Origin of the sequence: Microcoleus sp. Pol12A5, from assembly GCF_036701435.1 — a bacterium.
Lineage (GTDB): Bacteria > Cyanobacteriota > Cyanobacteriia > Cyanobacteriales > Microcoleaceae > Microcoleus.
This window is the reverse complement of record NZ_JAUBQU010000013.1, coordinates 1-18950: the sequence shown is the minus strand read 5'-3', so window position 1 is coordinate 18950 and position 18950 is coordinate 1. Positions and strand designations below refer to the sequence as shown.

The 18950-nt window shown below is 46.7% G+C and carries 13 protein-coding genes and 1 other RNA gene; 8 read left to right on the top strand and 6 right to left on the bottom strand.

Annotated features, from left to right (window positions below):
* Nucleotides 1-130 precede the first annotated feature (130 nt).
* The 6 genes from QUA45_RS05685 to QUA45_RS05665 all read left to right on the top strand — a co-directional run bounded on the left by QUA45_RS05685 (nt 131) and on the right by QUA45_RS05665 (nt 8195).
* Nucleotides 131-1429: an MFS transporter gene (locus QUA45_RS05685; protein WP_333100058.1), complete on the top strand. Its 1299-nt coding sequence runs from the start codon at nt 131-133 to the stop codon at nt 1427-1429.
* A 434-nt stretch (nt 1430-1863) separates the two neighbouring features.
* Nucleotides 1864-3699: a biosynthetic-type acetolactate synthase large subunit gene (ilvB, locus tag QUA45_RS05680; protein ID WP_333219886.1), complete on the top strand. Its 1836-nt coding sequence runs from the start codon at nt 1864-1866 to the stop codon at nt 3697-3699.
* 325 nt (nt 3700-4024) lie between these two features.
* Nucleotides 4025-5452: a serine/threonine-protein kinase gene (locus QUA45_RS05675; protein WP_333219884.1), complete on the top strand. Its 1428-nt coding sequence runs from the start codon at nt 4025-4027 to the stop codon at nt 5450-5452.
* A gap of 26 nt (nt 5453-5478) precedes the next feature.
* Nucleotides 5479-5598 (top strand): zinc-ribbon domain-containing protein, encoded by a 120-nt coding sequence (locus QUA45_RS29100; RefSeq protein ID WP_445305237.1) that lies wholly within the window; start codon nt 5479-5481, stop codon nt 5596-5598.
* A gap of 500 nt (nt 5599-6098) precedes the next feature.
* A complete protein-coding gene (locus QUA45_RS05670) occupies nt 6099-6590 on the top strand; it encodes a TerB family tellurite resistance protein (RefSeq protein ID WP_172190982.1) in 492 nt (163 codons plus the stop codon).
* Between the two features lie 330 nt (nt 6591-6920).
* Complete coding sequence (locus QUA45_RS05665) at nt 6921-8195, top strand: FGGY-family carbohydrate kinase (protein ID WP_333219882.1); 1275 nt, start codon at nt 6921-6923, stop codon at nt 8193-8195.
* Between the two features lie 139 nt (nt 8196-8334).
* On the opposite strand, the gene pcrA is transcribed toward QUA45_RS05665, so the two are convergent.
* The 5 genes from pcrA to purD all read right to left on the bottom strand — a co-directional run bounded on the left by pcrA (nt 8335) and on the right by purD (nt 16434).
* Nucleotides 8335-10701: a DNA helicase PcrA gene (pcrA, locus tag QUA45_RS05660; RefSeq protein ID WP_333219881.1), complete on the bottom strand. Its 2367-nt coding sequence runs from the start codon at nt 10699-10701 to the stop codon at nt 8335-8337.
* Between the two features lie 209 nt (nt 10702-10910).
* Complete coding sequence (locus QUA45_RS05655) at nt 10911-11294, bottom strand: YkvA family protein (RefSeq protein ID WP_333097965.1); 384 nt, start codon at nt 11292-11294, stop codon at nt 10911-10913.
* Between the two features lie 101 nt (nt 11295-11395).
* Nucleotides 11396-12592, bottom strand: coding sequence for an NF041680 family putative transposase (locus tag QUA45_RS05650; RefSeq protein WP_333219879.1), 1197 nt, complete (start codon nt 12590-12592; stop codon nt 11396-11398).
* A 225-nt stretch (nt 12593-12817) separates the two neighbouring features.
* Nucleotides 12818-14983 (bottom strand): ATP-binding protein, encoded by a 2166-nt coding sequence (locus QUA45_RS05645; protein ID WP_333100946.1) that lies wholly within the window; start codon nt 14981-14983, stop codon nt 12818-12820.
* Nucleotides 14984-15153: 170 nt separating this feature from the next.
* Nucleotides 15154-16434: a phosphoribosylamine--glycine ligase gene (gene purD, locus QUA45_RS05640; protein WP_333100947.1), complete on the bottom strand. Its 1281-nt coding sequence runs from the start codon at nt 16432-16434 to the stop codon at nt 15154-15156.
* Nucleotides 16435-16771: 337 nt separating this feature from the next.
* Between purD and QUA45_RS05635 the strand changes: the two genes are divergently transcribed.
* Both QUA45_RS05635 and ssrS read left to right on the top strand, forming a co-directional pair.
* Nucleotides 16772-18034, top strand: a complete 1263-nt coding sequence (locus tag QUA45_RS05635) for a 5-(carboxyamino)imidazole ribonucleotide synthase (RefSeq protein WP_333219877.1) — start codon at nt 16772-16774, stop codon at nt 18032-18034.
* A gap of 50 nt (nt 18035-18084) precedes the next feature.
* Nucleotides 18085-18271: non-coding RNA, 6S RNA (ssrS, locus tag QUA45_RS05630), on the top strand.
* Nucleotides 18272-18567: 296 nt separating this feature from the next.
* Here the strand turns inward: ssrS and QUA45_RS05625 are convergent.
* Nucleotides 18568-18693: a hypothetical protein gene (locus QUA45_RS05625; protein WP_333100951.1), complete on the bottom strand. Its 126-nt coding sequence runs from the start codon at nt 18691-18693 to the stop codon at nt 18568-18570.
* Nucleotides 18694-18950: the final 257 nt, after the last annotated feature.

Genomic DNA, 18950 nt, shown 5'->3' with positions numbered 1-18950 from the left:
CCCGCCGATCTGCTAAAACAGAAAAAGAACCCAGGAGACAGGAGTTTTCCGAGTTTCCGCTTTGCTATGTGAGATTTGCACGTATTGCTGAAAACTATAATTGCCAGAGGCGGTCAGTTAAACTATTCTTATGCACCCAGCCAGCCCTCCCCCTGACCGCAGCGGGCTTGATGCCCTACTGAGAAATCGCCCCTTCCTAGCCTTGTGGACGGGCCAGTTATTGGCCCAAGTGGCGGATAAAATTTTTTACGTATTGCTGATTATTCTGCTGAAAACCGGCGACTACCGACCCTGGCCGGTTTCTTGGCAACATTCGGAAAATTCTATGCTGTCAGCGGTGATGATCGCCTACACCGTGCCGGCGATCGTCTTTGGTTCAGTAGCCGGGATCGTGGTAGACCGCTTTTCCAAAAAGCAAATGCTGATCGCCTGCAACGTGATTCGAGCCGGGTTGATTGTAGCTTTGCCGTTTTTGCCCAAAGCTTTTGTGGTTTTGCTGACGGTGACGTTTTTGATCTCTACCGTAACGCAATTTTTTGCTCCGGCAGAGCAGGCGGCAATTCCTCTCGCTGTGGGGCGAGAGGGACTGATGTCGGCAAATGCGCTGTTCGCCTCGTCCACAATGGGCGGGATTATTGTCGGGATGACGATCGGCGAACCGCTGTTTAGTTGGGTCAAACACAGCTTCGGACCAGCTTCTCAAGAGTTTTTGCTGGGCGGGTTGTACCTGATATCGGCAGGTTTGATCTATGCCATGCGGATCAAAGAAAGTCATGCCGGCAGCAGTGGCAAAAATGTCCATCCTTGGCAAGATCTCAAAGAAGGTTTGCGCTATTTGAAACACAATCACCTTGTCAGCAACGCGATGGTGCAGTTGACAATTTTGTATTCCGTGTTTGCGGCGCTTCAGGTGCTGGCGATCGCGCTTTCAGGCAAAATAGGTCTCAAAGAAACTCAATTTGGCTTTTTGCTGGCTGCGGCGGGAGTCGGAATGGTCTTCGGCGCAGCCTTTTTGGGACACTGGGGCGGTCGATTCCACCACAAACCTCTACCTTTAATCGGTTTCTTGATGATGGGTTTTGTATTAGCAATGTTTGCCTTTACCCGACAGTTGTGGGTGGGATTCGGATTGAGTGCTCTGTTCGGTTTTGGTGCTTCCTTAATTAACGGCCCGATGCAGGCTCTGATTCAAGAAAAAACTCCAGAATCTATGCGGGGCAAAGTCTTTGGATTGGAAAACAATGCGATTAATATTGCTCTGAGCCTGCCTTTAGCGATTACCGGCCCGCTGACTGATGCTGTCAGCAAAGCCGTCCGATCGGATGACCTCGGCTTGCGGATCGTGTTACTGAGTTTGGGCTTTTTGGTATCGGTGATGGGCATGGCAGCTTGGAAACATACTCGCAAAGTATTGCAGGATGTTCTCTGAGACTTTGGCAAGAAGGAAGTTCGGCAACGAGCAATGTACGGGATGTAACGGAGGTAACGGATGTAACGGAGGTCAAGAAGAAGGGAGAAGGAAGAGGGAAGAGGGCTTTATTTTCGCGATCGATCTCTAACATAGCAATCCCCCTGATAGTGAGGACGTTCTTAATTGCTGAAACGATTGTTTTTGTTGTCGAATGTCGCATGACGAATCCTATACAAGCGTCATATCGCGGTAAACCGACATAGAGGCCGCTATTTCCTCTGTTTCTTTTCTTCCTCTGCTGTTCCACAATGTCTAGATCGGGCGAACCCTCTGCGATCGCGAAATCTTTTGTAAAATCTCACCACTTAAATTTTCATAGTTTCATTAATTGAGATTAAAGTAGTATAAAAGCTTTCATTAAAAATCATAATTAGTTTAAGGAAGGAAATTCTGTGCAACTAAAAACTAAAGTGACCATCAGACGTGCAACTGGTGGATTTGCTCTGATTGACAGCTTGATCCGCCACGGCGTCAAGCATATTTTTGGTTATCCGGGCGGCGCAATTCTGCCGCTTTACGACGAACTCTACCGCGCTGAAGAAACCGGCGTTATCAAACATATTCTGGTGCGGCACGAGCAAGGTGCTGCTCACGCGGCCGACGGGTACGCCCGCGCTACCGGACAAGTTGGTGTTTGTTTTGCTACTTCGGGCCCCGGCGCAACTAATTTAGTGACGGGGATTGCGACGGCACACATGGATTCGATCCCGATGGTAATTATTACCGGTCAGGTTCCCCGGCCGGCGATCGGCACTGATGCGTTTCAGGAAACGGATATTTACGGGATTACCCTGCCAATTGTCAAGCATTCCTATGTAGTGCGCGACCCCAGAGATATGGCGCGAATTGTGGCAGAAGCTTTCCACATCGCGAGTACAGGGCGGCCGGGGCCTGTGTTGGTTGATGTACCCAAGGATGTGGGTTTAGAAGAATTTGACTATCTGCCCGTGGAACCCGGAGCAGTGAGAATTCCGGGCTATCGGCCGACGGTGAAGGGAAATCCCCGCCAGATTAATCAAGCGATTCATTTGCTGAAGGAAGCAAAGCGTCCTTTGCTTTATGTGGGGGGCGGGGCGATCGCAGCGGGGGCGCACGAGGAAATTAAGGAACTCGCCGAACTTTTCCAATTGCCGGTGACGACAACGCTGATGGGCAAAGGTTCCTTTGACGAAAACCATCCTTTGTCTGTGAAAATGCTGGGGATGCACGGCACTGCTTACGCTAATTTTGCCGTTACCGAGTGCGATTTGCTGATTGCTGTAGGGGCGCGGTTTGACGATCGCGTGACCGGGAAATTAGACGAGTTTGCCGCGCGGGCTAAGGTGATTCACATCGATATCGACCCGGCGGAAGTCGGCAAAACTCGCGGCCCTGATGTGCCGATTGTCGGAGATGTCCGCCAAGTTTTGATCGATTTGCTGCGTCGCTGTCGGGAGACTGGAGTTTCGGGGAAGGCCGGACAGACTGCGGAATGGCTGCACAGGATCGATCGCTGGAAACAGGACTATCCGTTAGTTGTGCCTCATTACCCAGACATTTTGTCTCCGCAAGAGGTGATTTCCGAGTTGGCTACCCAAGCGCCGGATGCTTACTACACAACGGATGTCGGTCAACATCAAATGTGGTCGGCTCAATTCTTGAACAACGGGCCGCGCCGCTGGATTTCCAGCGCTGGTTTGGGCACGATGGGTTTCGGGGTGCCGGCGGCGATGGGCGCGAAAATGGCGCTGCCGCATGAGCAAGTGATTTGTATTGCTGGCGATGCTAGCGTGCAAATGAATATTCAAGAGCTGGGAACGCTAACACAATACGGCATTAATGTCAAGATTGTGATTGTAAATAACGGCTGGCAAGGCATGGTGCGGCAGTGGCAGCAGGCGTTCTACGGGGAGCGTTATTCCTCGTCGAATATGACTGTAGGGATGCCGGATTTTGTGATGCTGGCTGAAGCTTATGGCGTGAAGGGGATGCTGGTTTCGCGGCCGGAGGAACTCAAAGATGCGATCGGGCAAATGCTCGCTCACGAGGGCCCGGTGCTGATGAACGTCAAGGTGACGAGGGACGAAAACTGCTATCCGATGGTAGTTCCAGGAAAGAGCAACGCTCAAATGGTTGGTTTGCCTGAACGTAGCAAGTTGCAATCTGCCGAGTTGATTTATTGTCCGAGTTGCGGCGCGAAGAATGTTTCGACGAATAAGTTTTGTCCTGAGTGCGGGACAAAAGTTTAACGAGTTTTGAGTGGGGACTTAGGCAGTGCCTATTAGTCTCAACTTAAGGTCAAACGTAGTCATAGACTGCTGTTTATCGTCGAGGCCAGATCCCCCCTAGCCCCCCTTAAGAAGGGGGGAAGCGGAGCGATCTCAAAGTCCCCCTTCTTAAGGGGGATTTAGGGGATCTGGCATCAGATAACAGCGAGAAATACAAAGGTTTCAGACTTAAGTTGACACTAATGGGTAATGCCATGTCCTTACCCGGATCTGCTGTTTCACATTTAACACCATCTCCGCTGGCATCGCATCGAGAGCTTTAATCTGTAATCTCTAAGCATATTTTATGAGCCAGTGTCTAAACCCTGATTGCTTATTCCAAAACCCGTCTGGCTCTACAAAATTCTGTCAACAATGTGGGAATAAACTGCTATTGGGCGATCGCTACGGAGCCCAAAAAATTATTGGACAAGGGGGATTTGGGCGCACTTTTCTAGCTATTGACGAGTATAAACCATCAAAACCTTCCTGTGTTATTAAACAATTCTACCCCCAACTTCAAGGTACTTCTAGTATCCAGAAAGCTGCTGAGTTATTTGAGCTGGAAGCAGTACGCCTAGAACAGTTGGGTAAACATTCTCAAATTCCCGACTTATTAGCATATTTTAGTCAAGATGGACGGCAGTATTTAGTCCAAGAATTCATCGACGGTGAAAATTTAGCCCAAACACTAGAATCTAAGGGATATTTTAGCGAAACGCAGATTCGCAACTTGCTTAATAATTTATTGCCAGTATTCGAGTTCATTCATTCCCGCCAAGTAATTCACCGGGATATCAAGCCAGAAAATATTATTCTTAGGCAAGATGGGCAAGTGGTTTTAGTTGACTTTGGAGCCGCGAAATATGCGACACAAACGGCTCTAGCGGTAACGGGAACGAGGATCGGGACGGCTGGATATACGGCACCAGAACAAGCCAACGGCAAAGCTATTCATGCGAGTGATATTTATAGTCTGGGTGTGACTTGTCTGTGTCTGTTAACTCAGGTTGAGCCGATTTATTTATTCGATGATAGCGAGTTTGAGTGGGTGTGGCGAGAACACTTAAAAACATCTGTCAGTTCGGAACTGGGTCATATTTTAGATAAAATGATACAACCTGCTATTAAAAAACGTTATCAATCTGCTACTGAAGTTTTGCAGGATCTGGGTACTGTATCACCTCAATCATCAGCTCAAACACCTCCATCGGCACCGCCACCAGACTCGCTTAAATCAGCGCAGGGTGTTGACTATACTCGTCTCCGGGATTTGTTGGTCACAGGGGAGTGGAAAGAGGCGGATAGGGAAACATTCAAGGTGATGTTAAAAGCTGCTAGACGGGAGAAGGAAGGTTGGTTCGATACGAACTCGATCGAGAATTTTCCTGGCGATGATTTGCGGACGATCAACCAATTGTGGGTAAAATACAGTCAGGGTCACTTTGGCTTTAGCGTCCAGAAAAAAATCTGGTTAGAAATAGGCGGTAAAGTTGATTATGACACTGAATGCAAGCTAGGCGATCGTGTCGGTTGGCGAAAGAGGAGAAAGGGGAGGAAAGGTTGGTTGGAGTACGATGATTTAACCTTTAATCTAGAAGCAGCACGGGGGCACCTCCCGTCGTGTGCGCGTGTGTTTGCGTGGGGGGGAGAAGGATTGGGTTGGGTTGTTGGGGTGTTGGGGTGGTTGGGGTTGGTTGTCTGGTTCTCTCTTCTCTCGCATCGAGAGCTGTAAGGTGTAATCTATAGCGATTTCAGCCCTTGGTTGGTTTGCCAGAACGCAGCAAGTTGCAATCTGCGGAGTTGATTTATTGTCCGAGTTGCGGCGCGAAGAATGTTTCGACCAATAAGTTTTGTCCTGAGTGCGGGACAAAAGTTTAAAGGATGAAAGTAGGGACACGGCATTGCCCGTAGGTGTCAACAATCGCCTGAAAACAATTGTATCTCTGGTCGATCGCCGAGTCCCAATCCCCCTGGCATCCTTAAGAAGCTACCCTGTATACACAAGTCCGAAATCTGCGAACGCAATTCCTGAAACCCAAGTCTCGCATGAATCTCAGAAAGAAAGCTTATTTTCATAAATTTTAAGTTATTGATTCGGCAAAACTAGCAATCCAGGTGCTAGGAAACAGGGTTTCTACAATATGGGTCAGCGATCGACTTGTGTGTACGCAGTAGCCTCATAGAGGGGTAGCTAACCCGCATTTAGTATAAATAATATTTTTTTAATATTCAAATAACACTTATATGTGCAACAATTAAAATTGTAAATCGCAAATCCGTGAAAAACGTCTAGCCGCGACGTATCCCAACGGTTCAGATTTATAAATCACAAATTATCTGGTCATAGTAAATAGTCAAAAAAATCAAAGGGGTAACTGATGAGCAATCTTAAAGAAGCACTACCTGCCTCACAATTTCTGAAAAACAACTTGGGTATTTCCGAAATTCCGCTTGAAGCATACCTTAGCTATGGATATGCACTGCTCGCTATTGCTGGAGCTGATGGAGAGGTTTCAGAAGCCGAACTTAATTGGTTGCTAAATCATCAGCGCATGGCTGGCGCTCCTGAAGAAGTAATAGAAAAATACAAAACATTTGAATACAAAAATGCTGATTTAGAAAGCCTGCTGACCAAGATTACAGTTGATGTTTCTACTTGGTCAAAATCAAGGTCATTGTTGTATCATGCAATTCAAATGGCTCGTGCCGATGACAATTACTCACTTGAAGAGCAAAAAGCTGTAAAAAAAGCAGCTAAACTGCTGAAGGTTGAAGATGATATTGCGCTTGCTCTCCATAGGTTGATAGAAACAGAAGAAGCAGTAACGGCATTACGTAAAGCGCTACTACAAACTGAGGTTTTAGGTTAATCGAAGGGCTTTGTGTTACTTGAAAAAAGTTTAGTTGGTTTCATTAATTTTTATGGCAGTTAGATCCCGAATTATTCAATAATTCTGGGATATAACTGCTTTTTGGTGTTGTTACTTAATCGGGGTATAAAAAAATAAGTTGAAAATCCAGAAGCTTTGTGGATACAGGTTTACATGACTTGCATATTTAGCTTTTCATACCCTAAATTCAGCAACGCCTCAGCAACTACATAGCTCAACTTTAACCCCCATTTGTGACAGTTGGTCTTAGTCCTAATGCAAATAAACTTTGTGGTTTCCTCAAAATAGGAAAATTCGCGGGAGTAACAAATGAATCTTTATTTGGGAATAGATTTCGGCACCACGGGCGCCCGATCGACTGTGATAGACTCCCACGGTACAATACATTGTGAGACAGAGTATACTTTTGCCAACAACGGGCAACAACAGCCTCAATTGCCCTCGGTGTGGCAAAACGCGCTGTGGGATTCGATCGAGCAAATTCCCCCAACAATCCGCAATCAGGTAAGGGCGATCGCCCTTGACGGCACATCCTCCACTGTCATGCTGTGCAATACCGACGGTATACCAGTATGCGAGCCGATTTTATACAATGATGCGCGCGGTGCAGCGGTGACAGAGAGGTTGCGGGCGATCGCGCCGGATAACCACACAGTATTGAGCGCAACATCCAGTCTGGCAAAACTTCTGTGGTGGCAGGAGGGCGGGCACGGAGGCACCGCCCCTACGTTTTTCCTGCATCAAGCTGACTGGCTGGCTTTCCTGCTGCACGGAAAATTGGGAATTAGCGACTATCACAATGCTTTGAAACTCGGTTTTGATGTTGATACTTTGTGCTATCCGAATTGGCTGATAGAGGGAATTGCGGGCGCTGCAACTCCTGAATTGCCACAAATTGTCGCACCGGGCACGCCTGTGGGGGAAGTGAGAGCTCAAGTGGGCAATCGCTTCGGTTTTCCCCGCGATTGTATGGTTTGTGCTGGCACAACCGATAGCATTGCCGCATTTTTAGCAAGCGGTGTCAATTTACCAGGGGAAGCAGTAACTTCTCTCGGTTCTACACTAGCAGTTAAACTGTTAAGTCATACCCGCGTAGATGATTCTAGATACGGGATTTACAGTCATAAATTAGGCGATTTGTGGTTAGTTGGAGGTGCTTCTAATACCGGAGGTGCGGTGCTGCGGCATTTTTTTACTGATGTTGAGTTGGAGAATTATAGCACACAAATTGACCCCGCACAAGAGAGTTTGCTGGATTATTACCCATTGTTGAAAAAGGGCGATCGCTTTCCGATTAATGACCCGAATTTGCCGCCGAGACTCGAACCGCGTCCCGCTGATTCTGTGGAATTTCTGCACGGTTTGCTCGAAAGTATAGCGCGGATTGAAGCGCGGGGATATCAATTATTGCAAGAATTAGGTGCAACTGCTTTGACAAAGGTTTATACTGCTGGCGGCGGGGCACAAAATTCGGTTTGGAGTGCGATTAGAAAGCGTTATTTAAAAGTCCCTGTTGAAACGCCGGTTCATACTGCCGCTGCTTATGGGACGGCGTTATTAGCAATGCGAGGTGTTACAGATTAGAGTTATTGCATAAATCTGAGATGGATAGGGAAACCGCAGATGTATGCTGATTAACGCAGATGCTTTGCAATATACTTTCCGAATGGAAGTAATCTTGTTTATTGAGGCGGTTTCAAGCGACAAACTCTGATATTTTTACTTACACTCGCTGCAACTTAGCTGTTCTCGGATCGATGATTTTTCGGCCCAAACCTGAAAACTTAATTGCCAGATTAGTTTTGTCACCCGCCCCTAAAACGTGCGTAATTTCTCCCACTCCAAAAGCATGATGAAAAACCCGATCGCCCGTTTGCCAATCCGTCGATTGTCCATTGTTTCCCGGTTGAGAACTGCCGGAATTTGCTGCTGAATTATTACTTTTTCCCTTAGATGCAGCCGTTTTCCCCGCTTTAGTTTTCTTCGCACTTCCAGCCAGCAAATGTGTCGGCAATTCTCCTAAGAATAGCGAAGGGGTGCAGTGTTCCCGGAAACCTCCCCACAAGCGGCGTTCGCGAGTGTGGGTGAGAAATAGCAATTCCTGGGCGCGAGTGATGCCGACGTAGCACAAACGGCGTTCTTCTTCGATCGCTTTCGGGTCGTCCAAACTGCGGAAATTCGGAAATAAACCCTGTTCCATTCCGACTAAAAATACTACGGGAAACTCTAACCCTTTTGCCGAGTGCAGCGTCATCAGCGACACGCGGGAATCTTCTTCCTGCAAGTCATCTAAATCGGATGCTAAAGATGCTTTTGCTAAAAATGATGTCAGCGTCGGTTCTTCGTTTTGTTCTTCAAATTGCAGCACAGCATTGTACAATTCTCTGACGTTTTCTAGGCGATTTTCTGATTCCTCGGTTCCTTGGTTTTTCAAATCTTCAATGTAGCCTGAATCTTGGATAATTCCTTGGACAATTTGCGAAGCCGGCAGGGTTTCAACTTGCGATTGCCAACGGCCAATCATTTCGGCAAACTTAATAATAGCTTTTGCCGATCGCCCTGCGAGAGTATTGACAGAAGATTCATCGCTGAGGATTTCCCACAACGGAATGCCTAACTGAGTTGCAGCGTCTTCGATTTTGGAAAATGTGGTATCGCCAATGCCGCGGCGGGGAGTATTGATGATGCGTTTGAGGCTGACGCTATCGTCGGGATTGGCCAGCGCCCGCAGGTATGCTAGGATATCTTTGATTTCTTTGCGATCGTAAAACTTCAGCCCGCCGACAATATTGTAAGGAATATCTAAACGCATTAACGCTTCTTCAAAGGAGCGAGATTGAGCGTTTGTGCGGTAGAGAATCGCAAAGTTACTGCCGTTTTCGTATTCGGAATTTTGCCGCTTCAAGGAATGAATTTGACCCGCTACAAATTCCGCTTCATCTAATTCGTTGTCGGCGCGCCAGACAACAATCGGAGCTCCCGGTTCGCGAGTCGGGCGCAGAATTTTTTCTATGCGTTCGGTATTGTGTTCGATCAAGTGGTTCGCCACTTGCAGGATGTTTTCGCGCGATCGATAATTTTCCTCTAATTTTACCATTGTCCGAGTTTTCTCGTCTGACAAACCATCTCCGAAATCCTCTTGAAATTCCAGCAATATGGTATAATCTGCCATGCGAAAGCTGTAAATTGATTGATCGACATCGCCCACGACAAAAATCGAGCGGTTTTGCCATTTATCGAATTTTTTCGGATCGGCGTTATTTGTTACCAGCATCCGAATCAAATCGTATTGAGTGCGGTTGGTATCTTGGTATTCGTCAACTAAAATATGGCAAAACTTTTTATGCCAATAATTTAATACATTTTCGTTTTGGCTCAAAAGTTTAACGGGAACGAGGATTAAATCGTCAAAATCTAGGGCATTGTTGGCTGCTAAAGCATCTTGGTAGCGACTGTAAACATCGGCAATCACGCGACCTCGATAATCGGGTTCTGCTGCTTGGTATTCTTGAGGCGACAAGCCTTTATTTTTAGCGTTGCTGATGACATAGCGGACTTTTCGCGGGTCAAATTTCTTGTCGTCTAGATTGAGGGTTTTTGTAACAATTTGTTTGACGATACTTTGAGCATCTGATTCATCAAAAATCGAAAAGTTTTTCTGCCACTTGCGGCCTTTTTCGTCTTGGTATTTTTCAATATCGTAGCGGAGAATGCGACCGCACAAAGAGTGAAAAGTCCCCATCCAAATGTGTTTGGTAATTCTTTGGTAAATTTGCGATCGCAATTTGGTTTGTACATCCGGGGCTAAGTCTACCAAAGGTTTGCCATATTCCGCTTCAGCTTGCTGAGTTGCCAGCAATTTCTCAATTCTTTCTTTCATCTCCCTGGCGGCTTTATTGGTAAATGTCACCGCCAGAATATTTTCAGGATCGACTCGATGGGTGCGAACTAAGTTAGCAACTCGGTAAGTTAGAGCTCTGGTTTTGCCGGAACCAGCGCCCGCTACTACTAACAGCGGCCCGTTATAATGGGCGACTGCTTGGCGCTGAGATGGGTTGAGGTGGCTGAGGAAATCAGTGGTTTGAGTCATAGCTAGAAAGTTAGTTTAATTTTTTAAGGGGTAAATAATAGTTGGTATGCGATACCGCGAGTTTTTTTAAGGTAAGGTGCGCTAGGCGCACCCTATATTATAACTAGAACGGTGAATTTTTGAAGTTTAAATATTTTTTTGCCAAGCGAGTTGTTTAAGGTAAGAGGCTCGGCGCGCCCCCTACACTATAAATAGATAGGTAATTTTCTTTAACGTTTAAATATCCGCGTTAGCCACATTGCTGCTAATATTCCCAAGCCAATCCAAATGGCAATAATCACAACAGCCGCAGCCCGATTTATCGGTTTTCCTCGTTCTATTTCTGCGGCTGCTTTTTCCCGACACTCGGCTAAAACCTGTGGCGGAATCATCTTCATTACCAGCCAAATTCCCAAAGGTACAATTATCAAATCGTCCAAGTAGCCGAGAACCGGTATGAAGTCAGGAATTAAGTCGATCGGGCTAAAAGCGTAGGCCACCGTAAGCCCTGCTATAATTCTGGCGTACCAAGGTACTCTCTGGTCTGTACTGGCTAAATAAACCGCGTAAGTCTCTTTTTTGAGTCGGCGGGCAGCTTGTTTTAACGATTGCATATTTTAATGACTGTAGTTTAGACTAAAAAATGAGTGCAGCTAAAAGTAGTCGCCTTTTAACAGAAGGCAAGATGTTGCTCAAAAACTCAAGAGGTAGGAGATTAAACAGCTAATTTTGAAGACTTTTTGCGTCGAGAAACCCGTTTTTTAACAGTGGGATAGTATGGTGCTTTAGTACGTGCCTTTCCTTTTTCCCAGCCGGGGGATTTTCCCCTATGTTTAGGCATTTTCGCGGGAGTACCAAGGTCAACTAAAACTGACAACATTGATTGGGCAACACGTCCAGGAGTTAAATTGATATTAGCAGATTGCCAAGGTAAGATATTCTCGACGACTAAATCCCTAGCTAGCCAGAGTTGCCAACTCATCAATGGCATTAAATCGCTCCAGCGCTCTGATTGTTCGGGAGTTCTCAAGTTAGGCAATGTCCAATGTAATCTTTGCTTAGCAAATCTATACCAATGGTCCACTCCAAAACGTCGTAAATACTTAAACCAAACAGTTTCTAGAGGGAGAGTTCGTTCTCCCACCCAAGCCAACCACAAGGGTGGAAACGGCTGACCGTTTGACATGGGATTCATTCTTTCGACCAGGATTAAATTGACTCTCTGTTCGGCGGCACGATAAAAATGTAAGTCAAGCCATTGCCTGACTCGAACTTGTCCCAACTGTGAATGTTCGTCAATTTCAATCACATTATCTGCAAGGAGCCATGTGGTTGGGTCGGAGAGCCTCATTTTCTGACCATGTTTCCGTGGCCTACCGCGACCACTATAGGCTGGTGGTGCTGACCATAAGCAGGCATTCTTTCGGAGTCTCATTAAACAATCAACTTGAATATCTGCTATAGCCAGTACCCAATTTGCATTGCCATATTCTCTATCTAAAACTGCTAAGACTGGATTGACGCTCTGTTCACAGACAAGTTTGAGTTGGGAAGCTGCTTGAAGTATGGGTGAACACCCACTACTAATTCTTTCATGGAGCAGGGGTAATGCCCAACTTCCTTGCGCTTCAGGTATCCACGCAATGGTACTGTACCCCTGCCCAAGAATTACACCCCCCTGATATTCATGGGTTCTATCTTTTAATGTTTTAGCATCTGGTCTCCCCCATGCAGTGTGGTCAATTGCCACTAACATATGTTCTGCTACGGGTACTTGCTGTTCTAATTGCTCCAGATACAGCAGCATCAGTTTTTTCCGGTCTGGCCTACAGTCTTGCAATGCCTCGTAGACGCCGAGGCGTTTGACGATTGAATAGTGGGCTGAGTGAAAATTCTGCCAAACATGACGCATTCGGAGTGCTCATCACTGCATCCATCAGCTCGAATGTGGCATCCTTGGCTTGCACCAATAACTCGTATGCTGCTTGACGAAAGTCCTTTAATCGTTCACTGTTCATTGAGGGAGGGGATAGGTTTTATTTTGCACCCTCATTCTCTCCCGGCGCGGTGGCTCAAGTTCTTCTTTGGCCACCGTTCTCATCTTTATTTAGTCTAAACTACAGTTAATGAAATGGGCTCATTTAATATGACTTGCAATTGTTTCACTCTCCACAGTTGCTTCCACTGGCCAAGAATTTTCCATCTCTACTGTTTGTTTGGGCTGGTAAACTGCCAAATCGAACCAGAAAGTCGTACCCACATTAACTTCGCTAACTAAATTAATTTTAGTGTGGTGCTTGTCAATAATGTTTCTGACAATAGAAAGACCTAATCCCGTTCCTTCTAAAGTGTGTACTCGGTTTTCTACCCGGAAAAAGCGATCGAAGATTGCTTGTTGGTCTTCAGGATCTATGCCAATTCCAGTATCAGAAATTTCGATCCGCACTACCGGAAAATGTTTGGCATCCGGTGACAAGTTTTGGTTAACGGATTGACCGTCTTTGTGGGTTGACGCCTCCGGTTCTAGCAAATACGCTCGAATTGCCACCTTGCCACCGGACTGAGTAAATTTTAAGGCATTTCCTACTAAATTTGCAAATACTTGCAGTAACAAATCGTAATGACCTAAAGCAGGCGGCAAATACGGGTCAACTTCTTGCTCTAATTCAATGCCTTTATCCTTAGCATTTAACTGATAAGTCCGCAGGGTTTGTTCGACTGCTTGCGGGAGGTCAACAGCTTCCAAGTGATAAACTCGGCAGGATTCCAGTCGCGACAAGTCTAACACGTCGTTAACTAAACGAGTTAGTCGATCGGTTTCTCGATTGGCAATTTCTAGGAATTCCCTGCGCTCACTTTCTAGAAGGTCTTCTCCGTACTCGTGGAGAGTCTCGATAAAAGATTTGATATTAAATAAAGGTGTTCTCAATTCGTGAGAAACATTGCTGATAAAATTGCTTTTAGCCTCATTGAGTTCTACTTCGCGAGTAATGTCCTGCACTGTCATTGCAATGCCTTTGAGACTTTCTCGGTAATTTCCGGAACCTTGATGCTTGGAGGTTTGCTCGTAGAAAGTACACTCTACAGCTACCGGGCGTTGTGGCTCGGTACAGGTATCTTCTTCATGGCGGATGCAGCTTCTGCACAGCGGTTCGGCACCAGGCGCTTTGTGCAGAATGACAGTAGTTAAAACAATCCGAATTGTACGGTTAACTGGTTCGCTCATTGAGATGCGAAATTCGCCGCCGTCGCGATCGCCTGCAGCTATTTCCTGCAACGGTCTAGCCAACTCCTGCTGCACTTCCGCAGGCAAAATATTTAGAACATTTACTCCGAGCGCATTTTTACCTTCCCATCCAAAAATCCGCATCCCCGTCGGATTAACTAAAATCACCTGCAAATTTGCGTCTAATAAAAGCGCGCCATCAGCAATCGTTGAAACCAAAGTTTCTAACTTAGCTTTTTCCGCTGTCAGCTCTTCAATATTTTGTTCTTCATAGCTTTCGAGTTTCTGGGCCATTTCATTAAAACTGCCTATCAACTCGCCCAATTCTCCCCCTAAAGGCAGGTCAACTCGCTGCTTAAAATTCCCGCTGGCAATGTTTTTGACCCCAAAAACTAATTGTTTGATCGGCTGAGTAATTGTCAGGGCATTAAATACAGCCCCCAAAATTACCATCACCCAAATTGTTACAAATACTGCTAAAGTGACATCCCTAGTCAGATTTGAAGAGATAACTGCTGCGGGATTTGGGTTAATGCCGATCGCCAAAACTCCCAAATATTTGTCTTCATGAATTAACGGCACAAATACATCGGTAACTTCTCCATCTGGCGTCAAATGCTGCCGCACCAAAGGCAAAGAAGTTAAATTTCTCGCCTCAATATCGGTGATAAAATTATCCGGAAGTTTGATCTGGCGGCGCAGCGTCAGGGAAGTTTCCACCTCGGATTCTGAAAAGGGTATCCCCAGGAAAATATCCCCCGCTTCGTCGGCGTAAAGCATATAGCGGACGCTAGAAGTGCTGCTGTAAAATTGGCGGGAAAAGCGAGCGACTTCGGAGCGATCGTTTTTGGCAATCAGTGGCGCCACATTTGCCGCCAATAGCAGGCCGAGGTCGCGGCCGTAGCGAGTATCGTTAAGTCGGGCATCTTGCTGGATAGTATTCACCGCCCAGAATGTCAGGCCGCTCATAATTAACGATACTACGAGGGTAGCAGCGGCCATCAGGCGGGTCTGGAGGGTAAAATCCGACCACCAGCGGGCAATAATTTCTCCGATTTTGTTTAGTATGGCCAGCATTTCACCACTTCACCCGTTCAATATTAAAAGCAAGATCAATTCAGTTGGGTCCCGATCGAATTTTTTGCTGGGACTTGTCCGCTACCGCCATCGCATAGGTACCAAATTTCATTGTTACATTTCTACATTGAGATTGCTTGGCTTTCGGATGGCGGCAGATGTCGCAATTCCTAATTTTCATCACCCAGGGCTCGGCGGCCGATGTCCCGGCGGCAGTAGACGCCTTCAAATTGGATGCAATCAACTGCTGTATAAGCCTTGGAAATAGCTTGTTCCAAAGTTTCTCCCGTCGCAGTTACACCTAAAACCCGGCCGCCGTCGCTCACTAACTGTTGCTGCTTTAACTGGGTGCCGGCGTGAAACACTTCTGCTCCTTTGGCTTCAGCTTCCTCTATACCTGTAATCACTTGGCCTTTTTGATAACTTCCAGGATAGCCCCCAGAAGCCAAAACTACGCAGACAGAGGCCCCCGACTTCCAGCGAATAGAATATTCACCGAGACGCTGCTGACAGCACGCCAGCACCAAATCTTCCAAAGGAGTTTCCAGCAGTGACAAAACTGCTTGAGTTTCGGGATCTCCGAAACGGCAGTTGAATTCTAAGACTTTGGGTTCTCCGTCGGGGGTAATCATTAAACCGGCGTAGAGTACACCCCGGTAGTCGATTTTGCGTTTTTGCAGTGCTGTAAGGGTGGGTTCAAGAATTTCTTCTTGAATCCTTTCCATGAGTTCCGGGGTGACCATGGGCGCTGGGGCGTAGGCTCCCATACCGCCGGTGTTGGCTCCCTTGTCGCCTTCGCCGATAGCTTTGTGGTCTTGGGCCGGCAACAACGGTTCCACTGTGATGCCGTCGGTGAGGGCGAGAATCGAGACTTCTTGACCTGTTAAGAATTCTTCGACGACGACTCGGATGTTGTCGGTGCCGAATTCGCCTCGGAAAATGGTGTTGATAGCGCTGTGAGCCATTTTGACGGTGGTGGCAACGGTGACTCCTTTGCCTGATGCGAGTCCGTCTGCTTTGATAACTATTGGGGTTCCTTGTTCCAGAACGTATGCTTTTGCTGCTTCTGCGTCTGTAAATACGGCAGCTTTCGGTGTTGGAATGCCTGCTTCGAGCATCAATTCTTTGGCCCAAGATTTGCTGGATTCAATTTGGGCTCCGGCTTTGGTGGGGCCGAAAATCATCATTTTTCGCTGTTGGAAATAGTCGGCGATGCCTAGCGATAGGGGCAATTCGGGGCCGACGATGACTAATCCGATGTTGTTGACCATCACAAAGCGTTCGATGCCTTGGAAGTCGTCGATGTTGAGCGACAGATTTTGACAGCCTTTGGTGGTAGCTGTGCCGCCGTTGCCCGGTACGCAGAATACTTGTTTAATCCGCGTAGATTCTAGCAGTTTTTTTGCGATCGCGTGTTCGCGACCTCCGTTTCCCACAACTAAAACTTTCACAGTATCCTCACCTATAAATTTTGTTCCCTGAATGTCTGATTTTCAGTGTTGGCATCTGTCTATCTGCTTTTTGCAGTGCTGTCAATTATGCCATGGTTGGCGCTAGGGAATTGCTAGATGTGGAACTTTTCTGGAGGGGTGGGGTTCGACGGCTGTTTCTCAATGGCTGGGAGTGTGCAATAATTAAAGACTTTAGCCACCCAATTTTTCTGGGTCTGCCTCGATTTAATCCTGCAATTAAAACTCTTTTTTGGCTTTTAAGTCTTCAATTACTGTAATTGAGCCAGGGTCAAATAGCGATAAGATAGGCAGGTTGACTTTGCGGAATTTTACTCACATGAAATCAAATCAAACTGCTGCGAGTTCGTCTGCCAAATTTAAGCGGGTGGGCGTTGTCGGCGGCGGCCAGCTAGCTTCGATGATGGGGGATGCTGCTAGGGCGCTAGGTATTGAATTGGTAGTGCAAACTCCCCATGCTACCGATCCAGCAGTTTCGGTTGCTGCTAGTGCTGTTTTGGCTGCTGTTAATAATGTTTTGGCTACGGCTCAATTGGCTGCTGGCTGCGATGTTATTACTTTTGAAAATGAGTTTGTGGATTTGGATGGTTTGCGGCCGCTAGAAGAGCAAGGTGTGTTATTTCAGCCGAGTTTGTCGTCGCTTTCTCCTTTGTTGGATAAGTACGTTCAACGCTGTTATTTACAAGGTTTAGGTTTGCCAACTCCGAAGTTTTGGGAATGGGATTGCAGCGCGGATTTGCCCCCAGAATTGTTTAAGGCGGTGGCGATCGACTTTCCGGCAATTTCTGTTTCTGACAGCGTGCAGAGTGAAGGAGACTCGGATGCTGGATCGATCGACTTTGCCTTTGTCGTCAAAGTTCGCCGCCACGGTTATGACGGCCAAGGTACTTTTATTGTTAAGGATCGGGGGAGTTTTGAGTCAATTCGTGCTAAACTTCAAGGTCAGTCTTTGCTAGTGGAAGAGTTTGTGCCGTTCGATCGCGAGTTGGCAGTGATTGCAGCTCGATCGGCAACTGGCGAAATTGCGATTTATCCGATCGTCGAAACTCAGCAGCAAAATCAGGTTTGTCATGTGGTGATTGCGCCCGCTGATATTAGTTTAGATGTGAAAACAGAAGCTTGTGCGATCGCCCGCACTCTCCTCAACAGCTTAGAAGCTGTCGGCGTATTCGGCATTGAATTATTTTTAACCGCCGATAATAAGCTGTTAGTCAATGAAATTGCACCCCGCACCCACAACTCGGGACATTTTACCATTGATGCCTGCGAAACTTCACAATTTGAACAGCATTTGCGCGCAGTTTGTCAACTGCCTTTAGGTAATTCGGCTTTGAAATGTGCAGGCGCTGTCATGGTAAATTTGCTAGGCTACGAGTCGGCTGAGTCTGATTATTTAGCAAAACGAAAACAACTGGCACAAATCAGTGGTGCTTTTGTACATTGGTATGGTAAGAAAGTATCGCATCCCGGTCGCAAACTCGGTCACGTTACAGTTGTGCTCGACGCGGACAAGGTGGATCGGGGGCGATCGCAAGCACAGGCGATCGCTCAAAGCGTTGAATCTATCTGGTATGCAAGTTAAATTGCTCGAAGCTTGCCAAAATCTGGTGAGTTGGTATATATTAAATAGAGGTTCTACTGCGACGTTGGTGACTGCCAATAATGTTTTTTTGATCTATAACTCTTAACTCTCGGGAATCAAGATGTTTGGACAGCAGTAAACTGGGCTTGTACCCAGAAACTTTAAGTCCGAGCCAACGGTACCCACCTGGTAAAATACCAGGTCAAAAGCTGAGGTAAGACGGCGTTGCGGGGAGCTATTAAAATTTGGATTGAGATAGGCGCTGTGAAATATGGCTAGCCTATTTTTTTTGAGTAAACGCCTTTACTCATACTTGGATTTTACGTATGATTAGTTGAGATTCGAGTTTAGACTAGGTACATCAAAAAGTGCGATCGCTGTGAGACTGGCGAATGTCTATAGAACCTATTTGCGATCTATTCATTTGCTATTGCCAACCGTTTCTTTGCTAAGCGTTTAAGCATGAGCCGAATGAAACACACGTTGAGCTTAGCCATGGCATTCTCCAGCGTCCCCTCGAAATTCTTACACTGTTATACCCGCGCATTTGACCGCTCAATAACCCAACGAGTCGGAATGACGACAAATCCCGTCTGCCCTTGCTGCTGCTTTTGGGCTTTGGTCGGCTTCGGAGCCACTTCAAACTGAATTTTAGTCACTGGAGTTTAGACTAAATAAGCCTTAAAGCGTTATGTGTCTCAACCCCAGAACGTTTATTTAGCAACGGCAACGGTCGCACCGCGAGCAAGCTATGAGGCTCAACGATGAGACTGATGCGGTGCGACCGTTGACGTTCTTGATAACTGGCGAACTCTCTGTGATATTGATAGGCCTCCTAACTGCATTTGAGACGAAACAAGACAGTACGATCACCCGAGCAACAGTACGATCGCTGGCGCCACAAGTACGATTGCAA